The organism is Aeribacillus composti, assembly GCF_007827555.1.
Taxonomy (GTDB): Bacteria; Bacillota; Bacilli; order Bacillales; family Aeribacillaceae; genus Aeribacillus; species Aeribacillus composti.
Genome location: NZ_VISS01000007.1, coordinates 1 through 15,296, shown reverse-complemented (window position 1 = coordinate 15,296; position 15,296 = coordinate 1). Strand labels below are relative to the sequence as shown.

At 40.5% G+C, this 15,296-nt stretch carries 15 protein-coding genes; 14 read left to right on the top strand and 1 reads right to left on the bottom strand.

Annotation, left to right across the window (positions count from 1 at the left end; all coding sequences use genetic code 11):
• Positions 1–139: 139 nt before the first annotated feature.
• The 5 genes from FB379_RS18955 to FB379_RS05205 all read left to right on the top strand — a co-directional run bounded on the left by FB379_RS18955 (position 140) and on the right by FB379_RS05205 (position 5,312).
• Positions 140–271 (top strand): hypothetical protein, encoded by a 132-nt coding sequence (locus FB379_RS18955; protein WP_277874793.1) that lies wholly within the window; start codon positions 140–142, stop codon positions 269–271.
• 707 nt (positions 272–978) lie between these two features.
• Positions 979–2,403: an 8-oxoguanine deaminase gene (locus FB379_RS05220; protein ID WP_144597290.1), complete on the top strand. Its 1,425-nt coding sequence runs from the start codon at positions 979–981 to the stop codon at positions 2,401–2,403.
• Between the two features lie 17 nt (positions 2,404–2,420).
• Positions 2,421–3,203 (top strand): ABC transporter ATP-binding protein, encoded by a 783-nt coding sequence (locus FB379_RS05215; protein ID WP_144597288.1) that lies wholly within the window; start codon positions 2,421–2,423, stop codon positions 3,201–3,203.
• Positions 3,204–4,064, top strand: coding sequence for an ABC transporter permease (locus tag FB379_RS05210; RefSeq protein WP_063386965.1), 861 nt, complete (start codon positions 3,204–3,206; stop codon positions 4,062–4,064).
• A 216-nt stretch (positions 4,065–4,280) separates the two neighbouring features.
• A complete protein-coding gene (locus FB379_RS05205) occupies positions 4,281–5,312 on the top strand; it encodes an ABC transporter substrate-binding protein (protein ID WP_144597286.1) in 1,032 nt (343 codons plus the stop codon).
• A 135-nt stretch (positions 5,313–5,447) separates the two neighbouring features.
• Here the strand turns inward: FB379_RS05205 and yvfG are convergent, their stop codons facing one another.
• Positions 5,448–5,663, bottom strand: a complete 216-nt coding sequence (yvfG, locus tag FB379_RS05200) for a protein YvfG (protein WP_063386963.1) — start codon at positions 5,661–5,663, stop codon at positions 5,448–5,450.
• A gap of 74 nt (positions 5,664–5,737) precedes the next feature.
• Here yvfG and rpoN point away from each other — a divergent pair, with 74 nt between their 5' ends.
• The 9 genes from rpoN to FB379_RS05155 all read left to right on the top strand — a co-directional run bounded on the left by rpoN (position 5,738) and on the right by FB379_RS05155 (position 15,248).
• A complete protein-coding gene (gene rpoN, locus FB379_RS05195; protein WP_144597284.1) occupies positions 5,738–7,042 on the top strand; it encodes an RNA polymerase factor sigma-54 in 1,305 nt (434 codons plus the stop codon).
• A gap of 15 nt (positions 7,043–7,057) precedes the next feature.
• Positions 7,058–7,309: a glutaredoxin family protein gene (locus FB379_RS05190; protein ID WP_063386962.1), complete on the top strand. Its 252-nt coding sequence runs from the start codon at positions 7,058–7,060 to the stop codon at positions 7,307–7,309.
• Between the two features lie 124 nt (positions 7,310–7,433).
• Positions 7,434–8,456 carry a sugar-binding transcriptional regulator gene (locus tag FB379_RS05185; RefSeq protein ID WP_063386961.1) on the top strand — a complete coding sequence of 341 codons (1,023 nt, stop codon included), beginning with the start codon at positions 7,434–7,436 and terminating at the stop codon, positions 8,454–8,456.
• A gap of 49 nt (positions 8,457–8,505) precedes the next feature.
• The gene (gene gap, locus FB379_RS05180) at positions 8,506–9,513 is read left to right on the top strand and encodes a type I glyceraldehyde-3-phosphate dehydrogenase (protein WP_063386960.1); all 1,008 of its coding nucleotides are present in this window, start codon (positions 8,506–8,508) and stop codon (positions 9,511–9,513) included.
• Between the two features lie 146 nt (positions 9,514–9,659).
• On the top strand, positions 9,660–10,844 hold the full coding sequence (locus FB379_RS05175) for a phosphoglycerate kinase (protein ID WP_094245232.1): 1,185 nt from the start codon (positions 9,660–9,662) through the stop codon (positions 10,842–10,844).
• A gap of 34 nt (positions 10,845–10,878) precedes the next feature.
• Entirely contained in the window at positions 10,879–11,640 is a 762-nt protein-coding gene (gene tpiA / locus FB379_RS05170) for a triose-phosphate isomerase (protein WP_144597282.1), read from the top strand.
• Positions 11,633–13,168 carry a 2,3-bisphosphoglycerate-independent phosphoglycerate mutase gene (gpmI, locus tag FB379_RS05165; RefSeq protein ID WP_130156823.1) on the top strand — a complete coding sequence of 512 codons (1,536 nt, stop codon included), beginning with the start codon at positions 11,633–11,635 and terminating at the stop codon, positions 13,166–13,168. The genes tpiA and gpmI overlap by 8 nt, the downstream gene beginning before the upstream one ends.
• A 19-nt stretch (positions 13,169–13,187) precedes the next feature.
• Complete coding sequence (gene eno / locus FB379_RS05160) at positions 13,188–14,480, top strand: phosphopyruvate hydratase (protein ID WP_130156821.1); 1,293 nt, start codon at positions 13,188–13,190, stop codon at positions 14,478–14,480.
• A 255-nt stretch (positions 14,481–14,735) separates the two neighbouring features.
• Positions 14,736–15,248 carry a YjdF family protein gene (locus FB379_RS05155; RefSeq protein WP_242009292.1) on the top strand — a complete coding sequence of 171 codons (513 nt, stop codon included), beginning with the start codon at positions 14,736–14,738 and terminating at the stop codon, positions 15,246–15,248.
• The last annotated feature ends 48 nt before the right edge of the window (positions 15,249–15,296 follow it).

Below are 15,296 nucleotides of genomic sequence, written 5' to 3'. Positions count from 1 at the left end.
TAATAGCATTGTTGAAGAAAAAATTTTTCCAAATCAGTTTATTAGGGAGAAGAAGAAATATTTTTGGATAAAGAAGCGACTTTTAAAATAAAGCAGATTATAGTGATCACAATTTTTTATATGTGAGATGGTCAAGAAAATGAAAGAGGATAGTAAAGAACCTGTTGTTATTAATAAAAATAAACCTGTTGATGATCAAAAAGAAAAACAAAATGAAGATACAAGATCTGATCGTTTTTCATGGAAGATAGATGATGTTGAATTCCATTAATTTTTCAAAAATTGGCGCTCCTTTTAGGAGTGCTTTTTATTTTACCTGAGAAAGGATGTAATGTGTATAAGGGAAAAACGCATACAAGATTACGAAGAAGACACAAGGGTATCTGACTGTTACGGCGCCGATCATTCGTCCTGGCGTATTCCCTTATATGTGATCGGATAAAATGGTTCTGATGGAAGCCGAATTTGCAGGAGGAAATCTTTTCGGACAAAACAATTCGGACAAAGCCGGTTACTGATGGCGGCCATCCGAATGAACCAGTCACGTTGCAAAATTTCAACCGGCATGCAAAAGGGATTACACTACGGATGAAGAGTACAAGATTTAAATCTGGTCATCTCTTTTACTGTCACATTCGGATTCATTCAACATTGCCTGTTCGTTTGGAAGTCCTTATATGTGACGGTTACTGAAAAATTATTTATTTAGCTCAGTTGAAAAACTGGGCTTTTTATTTCTGAAATATGGAAACAAATCCGCTCCCACATATACCGTCTACCTAAAAAAAATGTCATTTATGTCAGAATATATAACACAAATACGTAAATTTTTAGTTAAAATACACAAAATCACATTAAAAATTGTGAATATTCGCTAATGTTATACAGTTGAAAAGAATATATAATAAATACACATTACGTATTGTGTTATAAAAATTAACATAAAGGGGATTGATCGTATTATAAAGGGGTGAATGAATGAAGACGTTGTTCGTAAAAAATGCCAAAAATATTATTACGATGGATGAAAATCGAACGGAATATCCAGGCGGCAGCATGTATGTTGTCGGTCAAGAGATTAAAGCGATCGGCTATGATTTACCTTGTGAGTCAGCGGATATTGTCATTGATGCGCGCGGAAAAATTGTTTATCCGGGGTTAATCAATACGCATCATCATTTGTATCAGACTTTCACCCGCAATATCCCTTGGGTGCAAAATGTTGAGCTGTTTGATTGGCTAATCGCTTTGTACGATATTTGGCGCCATCTAAGGCCGGAAGATGTGTATTTAAGTGCTGTTGTCGGATTAGGTGAGTTACTTAAAAGCGGTTGTACGGCATCAGCTGACCATTTTTACGTTTTTCCGAATGGAGTCAGCTGTGAATTAATTGATGAGGAAATACGGGCAGCACGTGAGATCGGAATTCGTTTTTACCCAACTAGAGGTTCTATGAGTTTAGGACGATCAAAAGGGGGATTGCCGCCAGATGAAATCGTTCAGCCGGAGGATGTTATTCTTCGAGATACCATGAGAATTATTGAAACCTATCATGATCCTAGTAAATATTCGATGCTGCGGGTAGGTGTTGCGCCTTGTTCACCATTTTCGGTTAGCAAAGACTTGCTGCGTGAATCAGCGGATTTAGCACGCAGTTATGGCGTTCGGATGCATACCCATTTGGCGGAAACGATAGATGAAGAGGATTTTTGCAGAGAAAAGTTTGGCATGCGTCCTTTCGAACTAATGGAAGAAACAGGTTGGGTCGGCGAAGACGTGTGGTATGCGCATGGAATCTGGTTTGATGACAAAGAAATTGCCAAGCTGGGTGCTTGTGGCTGCGGAGTTGCTCATTGTCCGAGCAGCAATATGAAAATGGCATCCGGAACGATGCGAATTATGGACATGCTGCAGGCAGGGGTAAAAGTGGGATTTGGTGTTGATGGTTCAGCTTCTAATGATTCTTCCAATCTATTATTAGATTTAAAAATTATGAACCTGCTCCATAATCTTCAGCATGGAACGACAGCGCTAAGTTCTGAAGATTGTTTGTCGATTGCAACGAGAGGCTCAGCTAAAGTGCTTGGCTGGGAAGATGCCATTGGTTCATTGGAAGTCGGCAAGGCTGCAGATATGTTTATGATTGATACGAATCGATTAGAATTTGCTGGTGCGCTTTTCAACGATACGGCACTTCCGATTCTAGCGGGCACACCGACAGTCGATATGACTATCGTTGGCGGACAGATTGTTGTAGATAAAGGGCGTCTTGTCAATATCGATGAAGAATCATTTGCCATGCGGGCGCAAAAAGCTGCTGAAAGAATGCTGGAAGAGGCTCTTGAGCATACAAAAGTCAATTATAAAAAAACAAGAATAAGAAACTCAGCTATTCTAACTTAGGTAAGGGGGGATAAGCAGTGGAAGCAATTCAAAACGAGATTGTCGCATTTCATCATGTTAGTAAGATTTACAATACCGGCACAGTCGCTTTAAGCCAATTCCATTTTTCCATCACAGAAGGAGAATTTATAAGCTTCCTCGGTCCGTCTGGCTGCGGGAAATCAACGGCATTAAGAATGGTGGCAGGTTTAGGCGATGCTACTGAGGGCAAGGTAGAGGTATTTGGGCAAAATCCGAAAGAAGTTATAAAAAATACAAATGATGTTGCGTTTGTATTCCAAGATGCCAATTTGCTTCCATGGAGAACGGTGCTGGAAAATGTGATGCTGCCTTTAGAATTAAGGGGTTCGGATAAAAAAAGCCGCAAAGAGGATGCGATCAAAGTATTGGAGATGGTTGGACTAAAGGATCATATAAAGTCGTATCCTAGGCAGTTGTCAGGCGGAATGAGAATGAGGGTGTCTATAGCTCGAGCGTTGGCTGCAAAACCTAAATTGCTGTTAATGGATGAACCGTTTGCTGCATTAGACGAGATTACAAGACAGACCTTGCAGACGGAGCTGCTTGAAATATGGAAAAGGGAGAAAATGACAATTTTGTTCGTTACTCATAATGTATTTGAAGCTGTCTATCTTTCTACTAGAATTGCAGTGTTGTCAGCTCGGCCCGGACGATTATCATCTATCATCGATGTCGATCTTCCTTATCCGAGGGAGCGGACAGATGAACGGTTTACAGAATATGTCGATATTTCCTCGCAAAGTCTTGAGAATAGTTCAACCCGAAGGGAGTTGGTATAAATGTCTGTACAAACAGCAACCACTCAAACAAAGGAAATTGTCGCTCAATCAAATAATACTGGCAAACTGAAAATATGGAGCAAATCAAAATGGAAGATTATTGGTCCGATTGCTGCGCTTGTTGTTTTTCTTTCTTTATGGCAGTTTGTACCGATTATGGTTGGCGTGCAGCCGTTTATACTTCCAAAACCGACGGACGTCCTTCAAGCGGCGGTTGAAGATTGGGAGTTATTATGGCCAGCCATACAAATAACGGTGGCTGAATCTGTGATCGGATTTGTAATAAGCGCCATCATTGGAATTGGCTTTGCGGTTTTATTAGCAAGCTCAAAAATTTTAGAAATAAGCATTTACCCGTATGCGGTTATTTTACAAACGATACCGGTTGTAGCTGTTGCACCGATCGTTGTTATCTGGTTCGGCTCGGGCTTCAATTCGATTGTGATGATTTCATTTTTAATTGGATTTTTTCCGATTATTTCAAATACGTTAATGGGATTGAATTCAGTCGATAAAAATATGAGCGAATTATTTACTTTATATAATGCGTCAAAATGGCAAAAAATGTGGAAGCTCCGAATTCCGGCTGCTATGCCTTACATGATGACCGGCTTAAAAATATCCAGCACGCTATCGATCGTTGGAGCTATTACGGGTGAATATATAGCTGGAATTGGCGGAGGAAAAGGCGGTTTAGGGTATGCCATTACGGTAGCAGCCGTTCAATTAAAAACACCATATTTATTTGCTTGCGGAATTGCCGCTGCTATTTTTGGGATTGTCTTTTACTTACTCGTAAGTTTGTTTTCTCATTTCATGCTGAGATCATGGCACGAATCCGCGATGAAGGGAGAAAAATAAAAAACGAAGCTATTCAATTTTTAACTCGACATAATCGCTGTTGCTGGCATGATCCGAATGAATTGTGCCATTTTTTTGCATAAAAAATAAAGATGCTGTTTGGATCCAATTTGAATTAACGATTTTTTTACAAAAGATTACCTTGCTGAGTTTAGGCTGCAGCTTCAATAAAAAATTAATTTTGCGGAAACAAAGTGAAAAAAGGGGGAAAAAGAATTGAAAGCATGGTGCAAAGCGAGTTTTCTATTAATCGGGATTATATTCATGTTCTTCCTCACCGCCTGCGGCGGACAAGAGTCGAGCAGTTCAACAAACGAGGGAGACAGCGCTTCGAATGAAGAGAAAAAAGACTTAAAAGATGTAAAAATTGTATTAAATTGGTTTCCGAAGGCGCAGCATGGCGGTTTGTATGCAGCACAAGAAAACGGATTGTTTGAAAAAAAAGGTTTAAAAGTCACGATCGAACCGGGCGGGCCGCAAGTCTCGTCTATTCAAATGGTTGCATCTGGAAGTGCTGACTTTGGGCTTGCACATGCTGACCAAATGGTTATTGCTAGAAATCAAGGAATTGAATTAGTCGCTGTAGCTGCTGCCATGCAAGGAAGCCCGCAGGCATTAATGTTCCATAAAGGAAAGGGAATTGACGATTTTGATGAATTAAATGGAAGAAAAGTATATATTCAGCCTGGTATTACGTATTGGGACTTTTTGAAATCTAAATATAATTTAAGTAATGTACAAGAATTGGCTTATACAGGACAGCATTCGAATTTTATTAGCGATGTCGAATCCGTAAGCCAAGCCTTTGTGACTTCAGAGCCGTTTTTCTTAAAAAAAGATGGAGTAGATGTAGAAACGAAGCTCATATCTGATGCAGGTTATAATCCTTATAACGTTGTGTTATATGTTACAAAAGACTATTTAGAAAAAAATAAAGAAACTGTCAAAGCATTTGTGGATGCCTTTGTCGAAGGATGGTATTTATACAAAGATTCTTACGAAGAGATTAATAAAGTGATTCAGAAAGACAACGCTGATATGGAATTAGAATCATTAAAATTTGAAGCCGAAACACAAGTGGATTTTGTATATGGAGGAGATGCAGCAGAGCATGGAGTCGGATATATGACGGAAGAACGCTGGGCAACATTAATTAAACAATTGCACGATCTCGGTTTATTAGAAAAAACATTTGATGCAAAGGAAATTTTTACGACAGAATATTTGCCAAAACATGAATCGAAATAAAAACGAAAACGAAAGCTGGGCAGCTTATATTTGCTCAGTTTTTGTTTTAGCCAAAAGTTTTACTGCAAAAAAAAGAAATCGGCTTATATGCCGACTTCAAAAACTGATCTCATACATTAAAATTTAAAAGTCCTTTTATTCCTCGTTTTTTACTTGATTATATGCTTGATCAAGATTTTGCAGTCTTTTCAATATTTCAGCATTTTTGGTTAGCTGGTCGTAAATTAAAGTTGAGACGACAGATCGGTAGTAGCTGTTCATGGCATCAATCTTTGAAGATTTTTCTTTATTCATTTCAATGTACTGTTTAAAGTTTTCTTTAAAATAGGAAACAGAAAAAAGCTGTGTCATTTTCGTTCCTCCAAAATTTTAGATTCTTTTTTTAAATTCTTCATGTAAAATAGAACTAAAGGGGGGGAGTTCTGATGCATATAAAAATGGACTTAGTCCAAAACCAATCCTTGAGATTGGCGATGACGAAAGAGCTGAAGCAAGCCATTGGGCTTTTGCAATATTCTACAATCGATTTAGTATCTTACTTGAGGGAAATTACGCTTGAAAACCCCTTTGTGGAATTGGAAGAATCCCATCCAACGATATTTTATCATAATCAAAGAAAGCAGCAGAGGGCAAACAAGGAGGATGGCCGCTGGATCGAAAATATGCCGAAAAAAGGGATGGGGCTAAAAGATCATTTGCGAAATCAGCTCGTAGAATTTCGTTTTACCGAAAACGAACGGCGTGCTATTCATATTTTAATCGATGCAGTGGACTCAAATGGTTATATGTCAGAAGACTTATCCCGCCTATCGGAAAAGTTCCAAATTTCGATCGATCTTTTGGAAAAACAGCTGTCTGTACTGCAATCATTAGATCCAATTGGCGTCGGGGCACGTTCGCTTCAAGAATGCTTGCTTTTGCAGGCTAAAGAAATCGAGGAAAAACCTGAAGGCTCCGAGTTCGTGTTAAAAGAGCATTTTCATCTGTTTGCCACAAAAGCTTGGAAGGATCTTTCCAAAAAGACAGGTCTGTCGCTGAATGCTCTTCAGCAAATTTTCGATTTTGTTCAAACATTGAATCCAAGACCTGGTCTGCAATTTGATGAGGAAACCCCGAATTATATCATCCCTGATTTAATGATTGAAGAGCGAAATGGAGATTGGATTGTATATTATAATGAAGATCTTTTGCCGCAAATTAAAATCAATCGGGACTATGAACCGATTGTACAAACAGAAAAAGATGTAAAATCTTATGTACAGACTAAACTCCATCAAGGACGCTGGCTGTTAAAATCGCTTGAGCAGCGGAAGGAAACGCTTGTCAAAGTTATGCAGGAAATTATACGATTTCAGAAAGACTTTTTCTATTTGAAAAACAACGTTTTGAAACCGCTAACATTAAAAGATATCGCTGATTCTCTTAACATTCACGAGTCGACTGTAAGCAGAGCGGTCAATGATAAATTTGTTCAAACTCCTTTCGGCTTATATGAGTTGAAATATTTTTTCACTAACAAAGTGGGAGAAGAAGATACATCAAGTGCGAATGTTAAACAGGTCATTCAGCAATTAATTGATCAAGAAAATAAGCAAAGACCGCTTTCAGATCAAAAAATTGCCAACCTGTTGAAAGAGAATTATAATATGAATGTTTCGAGAAGAACAGTGGCCAAATACCGCGATCAGCTCAATATCCCTTCGTCCAATTTGCGAAAAAGATATAATTAGAAAGGAATTGGATTCGTGAATCAAGTGGTTCTTTATACGAAGCAAACATGTCCATTATGTGATGAAGCAAAGGAATTGCTGTATAAGCTGCAAGCTGAAATACCCTTTGATCTGAAAGAAAAAGATATTTATCAAGATGACCGGCTGCTGGAAAAATATCAACTAATGATTCCAGTGATTGAAGTGAATGGAAAGATTGTTATTTTTGGGAAAATTGAAGAAAATTCTTTAAGAAAACGTTTGCTGGAACTTGTTTCTGTTGATTAACATTTGCGCTCCTGCTAAAATAATATATGTAGCAAGGGGTGAATTTTTTTGCTATAATTGGGACATAATTTGTCTTACAGGGACAAAAAAAGTCCCGGAAAGAAAGAGCTGAAGGGTTTTGAAAATGCAATCATTAATTGAAGCTCAAAAAAAATTATTGCCTGATCTTCTCCAAACTATGCAAAAGCGCTATCAAATTTTGCAGTCCATTCGACTGATGCAGCCTGTAGGAAGACGAAGCTTGTCAAACAATTTAGGCATCAGTGAAAGAATTCTGCGTGGAGAAGTGCAATTTTTAAAAGAACAAAATTTAATTCATATTCACCCCTCGGGAATGACCTTAACGAAAGAAGGGGATGATCTTCTTTCATCATTGGAAGAAATGATGAAAGATGTTTTAGGTTTAACTTTTTTGGAAACTACATTAAAAGAGAAGCTTCATTTAGACGAAGTGATTGTTGTTTCAGGTGACAGCGACCATTCGCCCCTCGTGAAAAAAGAAATGGGAAGAGCTTGTGCACAATGCATTATGAATCATTTGCAGGATGACGAGGTTGTTGCTGTGGCAGGCGGCACAACGCTGGCAGCTGTTGCTGAAATGATGATTCCGTTAGGTCATCGCCGAAATGTTTTATTTGTCCCTGCAAGAGGCGGACTAGGGGAAAATGTTGAAAACCAGGCGAATACGATTTGCGCCAAAATAGCTGAACGTGCACATGGGAAATACAGGCTGCTCCATGTTCCTGACCAGCTAAGCAAGGAAGCATATGAATCCATTATCGAAGAACCGGAAATAAAAGACCTTTTAAAAATTATACGTTCAGCGAAAATGCTTGTTCATGGCATCGGGGATGCTCAAACAATGGCGGAGCGAAGAAAGACTCCGAAGGAAGATTTCGAAAAAATTAAAAAAGGAAAAGCAGTAGGCGAAGCTTTCGGTTATTACTTCAACCAAAAAGGTGAAGTCGTCCATAAAGTTCAAACGGTTGGAATGCAGCTGGAGGACTTAAAAAACATACGAAATGTGATCGCGGTTGCTGGAGGAGCCTCTAAAGCAAAAGCGATCAAAGCGTATATGAATCAATCATTAGCCACGATTTTAGTAACTGACGAAGTGGCAGCTAAAGAGTTATTAAGGGAACTGTAAAGCTCCCTCAATATAAACATCATTCCTAAAATTGAAGGAGGACTTAAAGATGGCAGTGAAAATTGGTATTAATGGTTTTGGTCGTATTGGACGCAATGTATTCCGCGCAGCATTAAAAAATCCTGAAGTAGAAGTAGTAGCAGTAAACGATTTAACAGATGCAAACATGCTTGCACATCTTTTACAATACGATTCTGTTCATGGAAAACTCGATGTGGAAGTCGGGGTAAACGGAAATAACTTGGTCGTGGATGGAAAAGAAATTCAAGTATTATCCGAGCGCGATCCAGCTCAATTAGGCTGGGGAGACCTTGGCGTTGACATTGTAGTAGAATCTACTGGTCGCTTCACGAACCGTCAAGATGCAGCAAAACACCTTGAAGCAGGTGCGAAAAAAGTAATCATTTCTGCGCCGGCTAAAGAAGAAGATATCACAATTGTTATGGGCGTAAACGAAGACAAATATGATCCAAGCAATCATCATGTCATTTCCAATGCTTCATGTACAACAAACTGCTTAGCTCCGTTTGCAAAAGTTTTGCATGAAAAATTTGGCATTGTTCGAGGCATGATGACAACTGTGCACGCTTATACAAATGACCAACAAATTTTAGACTTGCCTCACAAAGATTACCGCCGCGCTCGCGCTGCAGCAGAATCTATCATACCGACAACAACTGGTGCGGCTAAAGCAGTTGCGCTCGTATTGCCTGAATTAAAAGGAAAACTTAACGGTATGGCAATGCGTGTTCCGACACCAAATGTGTCCATCGTTGACTTAGTGGCTGAGCTTGAAAAAGACGTAACAGTGGAAGAAGTAAATGCTGCGCTTAAAGAAGCAGCTGAAGGAGAATTGAAAGGTATTTTAGCGTACAGCGAGGAGCCGCTTGTATCCAGAGACTATAATGGTGATACTCATTCTTCTACGATTGATGCGCTTTCTACTATGGTGCTTGAAAACCGCATGGTGAAAGTTGTTTCTTGGTACGATAACGAAACAGGATACTCAAACCGCGTGGTAGATTTGGCGGCTTACATTGCAAAACAAGGTTTATAATCTTTAAATACGGACTTGTAGCTTGCCTGTTTAAAAAGCTATAATGAAAAGCGGGAAGGGGAAGGGGACGTTTACATTCCCCTTTCCCTTTCAACATGTAGGAAGAATTTTTTCCTGATCGTTATTGTGAAGGAGGAGCTTGAGCCATGAACAAAAAAACGATAAAAGATGTCGATGTGAAAGGGAAAACGGTATTTTGCCGAGTTGATTTTAATGTACCGATGCAGGATGGCAAAATAACCGATGATACACGCATTCGAGCTGCACTCCCAACGATCCAATACTTGGCGGATCAAGGAGCGAAAGTATTGCTTGCCAGCCACCTTGGCAGACCAAAAGGACAGGTTGTGGAAGAGCTTCGATTGACGCCTGTAGCGCAGCGTTTAGAAGAACTGTTAGGCAAAAAGGTGGTCAAAGTAGATGAAGCTTACGGTGCGGCTGTAAAAGCGGAAGTAGACAAGTTAAACAATGGCGACATTCTCGTTCTGGAAAATGTACGCTTTTATCCTGGCGAAGAAAAAAATGATCCTGAGCTAGCTAAAGCTTTTGCTGAATTGGCTGATCTATATGTTAACGATGCCTTTGGCGCCGCTCACCGCGCACATGCATCCACCGCAGGCATTGCGGAATATTTACCATCTGTTGCAGGATTTTTAATGGAAAAAGAAATCAATGTTTTATCTAAAGCGCTTGATAATCCTGACCGCCCATTTACAGCGATTATCGGGGGTGCAAAAGTAAAAGATAAAATCGGAGTTATCGAAAATTTATTAGAACGTGTAGATAATTTGATTATCGGCGGAGGACTTGCTTATACGTTTGTAAAAGCGCTGGGTCACGAAATCGGCAAGTCTTTGCTTGAAGAAGATAAAATAGAACTGGCAAAATCGTTTATGGAACGTGCCAAAGAAAAGGGCGTTCGCTTTTATATGCCTGTAGATGTTGTGGTAGCAGATGATTTTTCAAATGATGCCAATACAAAAGTAGTGGATATTGACAGCATTCCGGCTGATTGGGAAGCACTTGACATTGGACCTAAAACGGCTGAAATTTATGCGGATGTCATTCAACAATCAAAGCTTGTTGTTTGGAACGGACCGATGGGCGTTTTTGAAATGGATGCTTTTGCAAAGGGAACAAAAGCTGTAGCGGAAAGCTTGGCGAAAGCAGAACATACTTATACGGTCATCGGCGGCGGTGATTCAGCAGCAGCAGTAGAAAAATTCGGCCTTGCGGATAAAATGAACCACATCTCAACCGGAGGCGGAGCATCTTTAGAGTTCATGGAAGGAAAGAAACTTCCGGGAGTTCAAATATTGGAAGACAAATAACCACAACCATTTCTGTAAAAAGGAAGGTGTAAAGATGAGAAAGCCGATTATTGCAGGGAATTGGAAAATGCATAAGACGTTGGAAGAAGCAAAAAGCTTTGTAAAGGAAGTCAAATCACTCGTTCCCCCAAAGGATAAAGTTGATTCCGTTATATGTGCACCTGCCTTATTTTTAGGTCAGCTTGTGGAATTGGCTGAAGGCTCTGAACTAAAAATTGGCGCTCAAAATATGCATTTTGAAGAAAGCGGAGCTTATACAGGGGAAATCAGCCCTGTTGCATTGGCGGATATCGGTGTTGATTATGTGATCATTGGACACTCCGAACGCCGGGAAATGTTTGCCGAAACAGACGAAACCGTGAACAAAAAAGTGTTGGCTGCTTTCAAACACAAATTAACTCCGATCGTATGTGTAGGCGAATCATTAGCTGAACGGGAAGCTGGAAAAACGAATGAAATTGTTGGCGACCAAGTCAAAAAAGCGTTGGCTGGAGTCGATGCGTCGGCTGTGAAAAACATCGTGATTGCTTATGAGCCGATTTGGGCGATTGGCACAGGAAAATCGTCTTCTCCTGAGGATGCCAATGAAGTATGTGCCCATATTCGGGGTGTAATTGCCGATATTTATTCCGATGATGTTGCAAACGAAGTTCGCATTCAATATGGCGGCAGTGTTAAACCGGAAAATATTAAAGATTTTCTAAACCAGCCGGAAGTTGACGGAGCATTAGTCGGAGGCGCAAGCCTAGAACCACGCTCTTTCTTGCAGCTATTGGAGGCAGGCCAAAATGAGTAAAAAGCCAGTAGCGTTAATTATATTAGACGGTTTTGCTCTGCGTGACGAAGTGAAAGGAAATGCTGTGGCTCAAGCGAACAAGCCGAATTTTGATCGATTTTGGAATACATACCCGCATGCAACATTAAAAGCATGTGGAGAAGCTGTCGGCTTGCCGGAAGGTCAAATGGGAAATTCTGAAGTTGGACATTTAAACATCGGTGCAGGCAGAATTGTATACCAAAGTTTGACACGCGTTAACATAGCGATTCGTGAAGGCGAATTTTTTGAAAATGAAACATTTCTTTCAGCTATGAACCACGTGAAAGAAAAAGGAACGAACCTTCACATTTTCGGCTTATTATCGGATGGCGGCGTTCACAGCCACATTAACCACTTGTTCGCCTTGTTAAAATTGGCGAAAGATCAGCAAGTGAAAAATGTGTTTATTCATGGATTTTTGGACGGACGCGATGTTGGTCCGCAAACGGCGAAGCAATATATTGATGAGCTGAATGAAAAAATCAATGAATACGGAGTAGGACAGATCGCAACGATTTCAGGCCGCTATTACTCGATGGACAGAGATAAAAGATGGGATCGAGTAGAAAAAGCATACAGAGCGATGGTGTATGGCGAAGGACCAGCTTATAAAAACGCATACGAATGTATTGAAGATTCTTATGCACACGGGATTTATGATGAGTTTGTCATCCCTTCTGTTATGACAAAAGAAGACGGCAGTCCTGTTGCAACCATTCAAGATGATGACGCGGTCATTTTCTATAATTTCCGTCCGGATCGCGCTATTCAAATTTCGAATACATTCACAAATGAAGATTTCCGTTCCTTTGATAGGGGACCGAAACATCCAAAACGTTTATTCTTCGTTTGTTTGACGCATTTTAGCGAAACGGTGAAAGGATATGTTGCCTTCAAGCCGGTTAACTTGGACAACACAATTGGCGAAGTCATTTCCCAAGCCGGATTGAGGCAGCTGCGCATAGCAGAAACAGAAAAATATCCGCATGTTACGTTCTTTATGAGCGGAGGCCGGGAAGAGAAGTTTCCTGGCGAAGAACGGATTTTAATTGATTCACCGAAGGTAGCCACGTATGATTTAAAACCGGAAATGAGCGCATATGAAGTAACTGAGGCGCTTTTAAAAGAAATTGAGGCTGACAAGCATGATGCGATCATATTGAATTTTGCCAATCCGGACATGGTCGGCCACTCCGGCAAACTTGAGCCAACGATAAAGGCAGTCGAAGCGGTTGATGAATGTCTCGGAAAAGTGGTGGATTTGATTCTCGAAAAAGGCGGAACAGCTATTATAACTGCTGACCACGGAAATGCGGACGAAGTCGTCACACTTGACGGAAAACCGCAAACCGCACATACGACAAATCCAGTGCCGGTTATTATAACGAAAAAAGGAATCGAATTGAGAGAAGACGGAATTTTAGGCGATTTAGCACCAACGATGCTCGAGCTGCTCGGGCTGGAAAAACCGAAAGAAATGACAGGGAAAAGTCTTATTAAATCATAAATAAAGGAGATGAAGCAATATGCCAGCTATTACTGATGTTTATGCACGTGAAGTACTTGATTCAAGAGGAAATCCGACAGTTGAAGTAGAGGTGTATACAGAATCGGGTGCATTTGGACGGGCGCTTGTACCTAGCGGTGCATCCACAGGTGAGTACGAGGCTGTTGAATTGCGTGACGGTGATAAAGAACGCTACCTTGGAAAAGGGGTTTTAACAGCAGTTAAAAACGTGAACGAAATTATTGCCCCAGAACTGTTAGGCTTTGATGTGACGGAACAAAATGCCATCGATCAATTATTAATTGAACTTGACGGAACAGAAAATAAAGGAAAGCTGGGAGCAAACGCAATTTTAGGTGTTTCTATGGCCGTTGCTCGTGCTGCAGCTGATTATTTAGGTGTTCCGCTGTATCAATATCTCGGCGGCTTCAATGCGAAAACTCTTCCTGTGCCGATGATGAACATTTTAAACGGCGGCGCTCATGCAGACAACAATGTTGATATTCAAGAATTCATGATTATGCCGGTCGGCGCGGAAAGCTTCCGGGAAGCACTGCGGATGGGAGCGGAAATTTTCCATTCATTAAAATCTGTATTAAAAGGAAAAGGATATAATACAGCTGTTGGTGATGAAGGTGGATTCGCTCCAAATTTACAATCAAATGAAGAAGCTTTGCAAACTATTATCGAAGCAATTGAAAAAGCCGGCTACAAACCTGGCGAACAAGTTAAGCTTGCGATGGATGTTGCTTCTTCTGAACTGTTTAATAAAGAAGACGGCAAGTACCACCTAGAAGGAGAAGGCGTTGTAAAAACGTCGGAAGAAATGGTGCAATGGTATGAAGAGCTTGTCTCCAAATATCCGATCATTTCGATTGAAGACGGACTTGATGAGAACGACTGGGAAGGCCATAAACTGTTAACAGAACGTTTAGGCGGAAAAGTTCAGCTTGTCGGAGACGATTTATTTGTAACAAATACAAAAAAATTAGCGGAAGGCATTGAAAAAGGAGTCGGCAACTCTATTCTGATTAAAGTTAACCAAATCGGAACGTTAACAGAAACGTTTGATGCGATCGAAATGGCAAAACGCGCCGGCTATACAGCGGTCATCTCCCATCGCTCAGGCGAGACGGAAGACAGCACCATTGCAGACATTGCTGTGGCAACAAACGCAGGCCAAATTAAAACAGGCGCACCTTCCCGCACGGACCGCGTTGCGAAATACAATCAATTGCTTCGCATCGAAGATCAACTTGGCGATACTGCAATTTACCAAGGAATTAAATCTTTCTATAACTTGAAAAAATAACACTATCTATGAAAAGGTCTAACCGAGTTATTTGGTTAGACCTTTTTTAATTAAAGCTCAAAGCACACAAAATCATAGCCTAGACGATGTGTAAATATTTTCTTATTGCCAATAAACAAACATATAATAAAAACATAGACAGCATAAAAACACAGTCCCGGTTGGCAGTCCGGGCTCACTCCGAAAGAGTGTCAGTATCCTTCCCCTCCTTGGGATGTCCATCGCTGTCGTTACGTTTTACAAGGAGGGACTTTCATGAAGTTGACTTTTTTTTACGATGGACAATTCTGGATCGGTGTGGTTGAGCAAAAGGAAGGTGAAGCTTTAAAAGCGGTTCGCTACGTATTTCGTCCAGAGCCAAAAGATGATGAAGTTTTGGCATTTGCGAATGGCCCGATGCTATCGATACTGCACAAGTGCCGTAAAACAACCGCCGTGCCGCTTGAAATGAAAAAGCGCAAAAATCCGAAGCCACTGCAGCGTGAAGCTGCAAAGGAAATGAAAACAAGGCCGCTTTCCACATATGCACAAACAGCTCTTCAGCTAGAATTGGAGCATCGTAAAAAAGAGAGAAAAGTTTTGCGCAAGGAGCTTTCGCGAAGCTCTCATCAAGCGAAAAAGAGAGTTAAAGCGTTTAAAAGCGAAGGCAAAACATTGTGGAAGGTAATACAGAGTTGGATGACTTGCTTCAAGACATCCGCTTTCGTATTTTCTGAATGGAGTGTGAGTAAAATGTTTGTGGGAGAAATTCTTAGAATTCCCCGATGAGGGGGTTGGGAACGTAGGTTCGCAATCCCCCTCATCGGGGCCACCAAG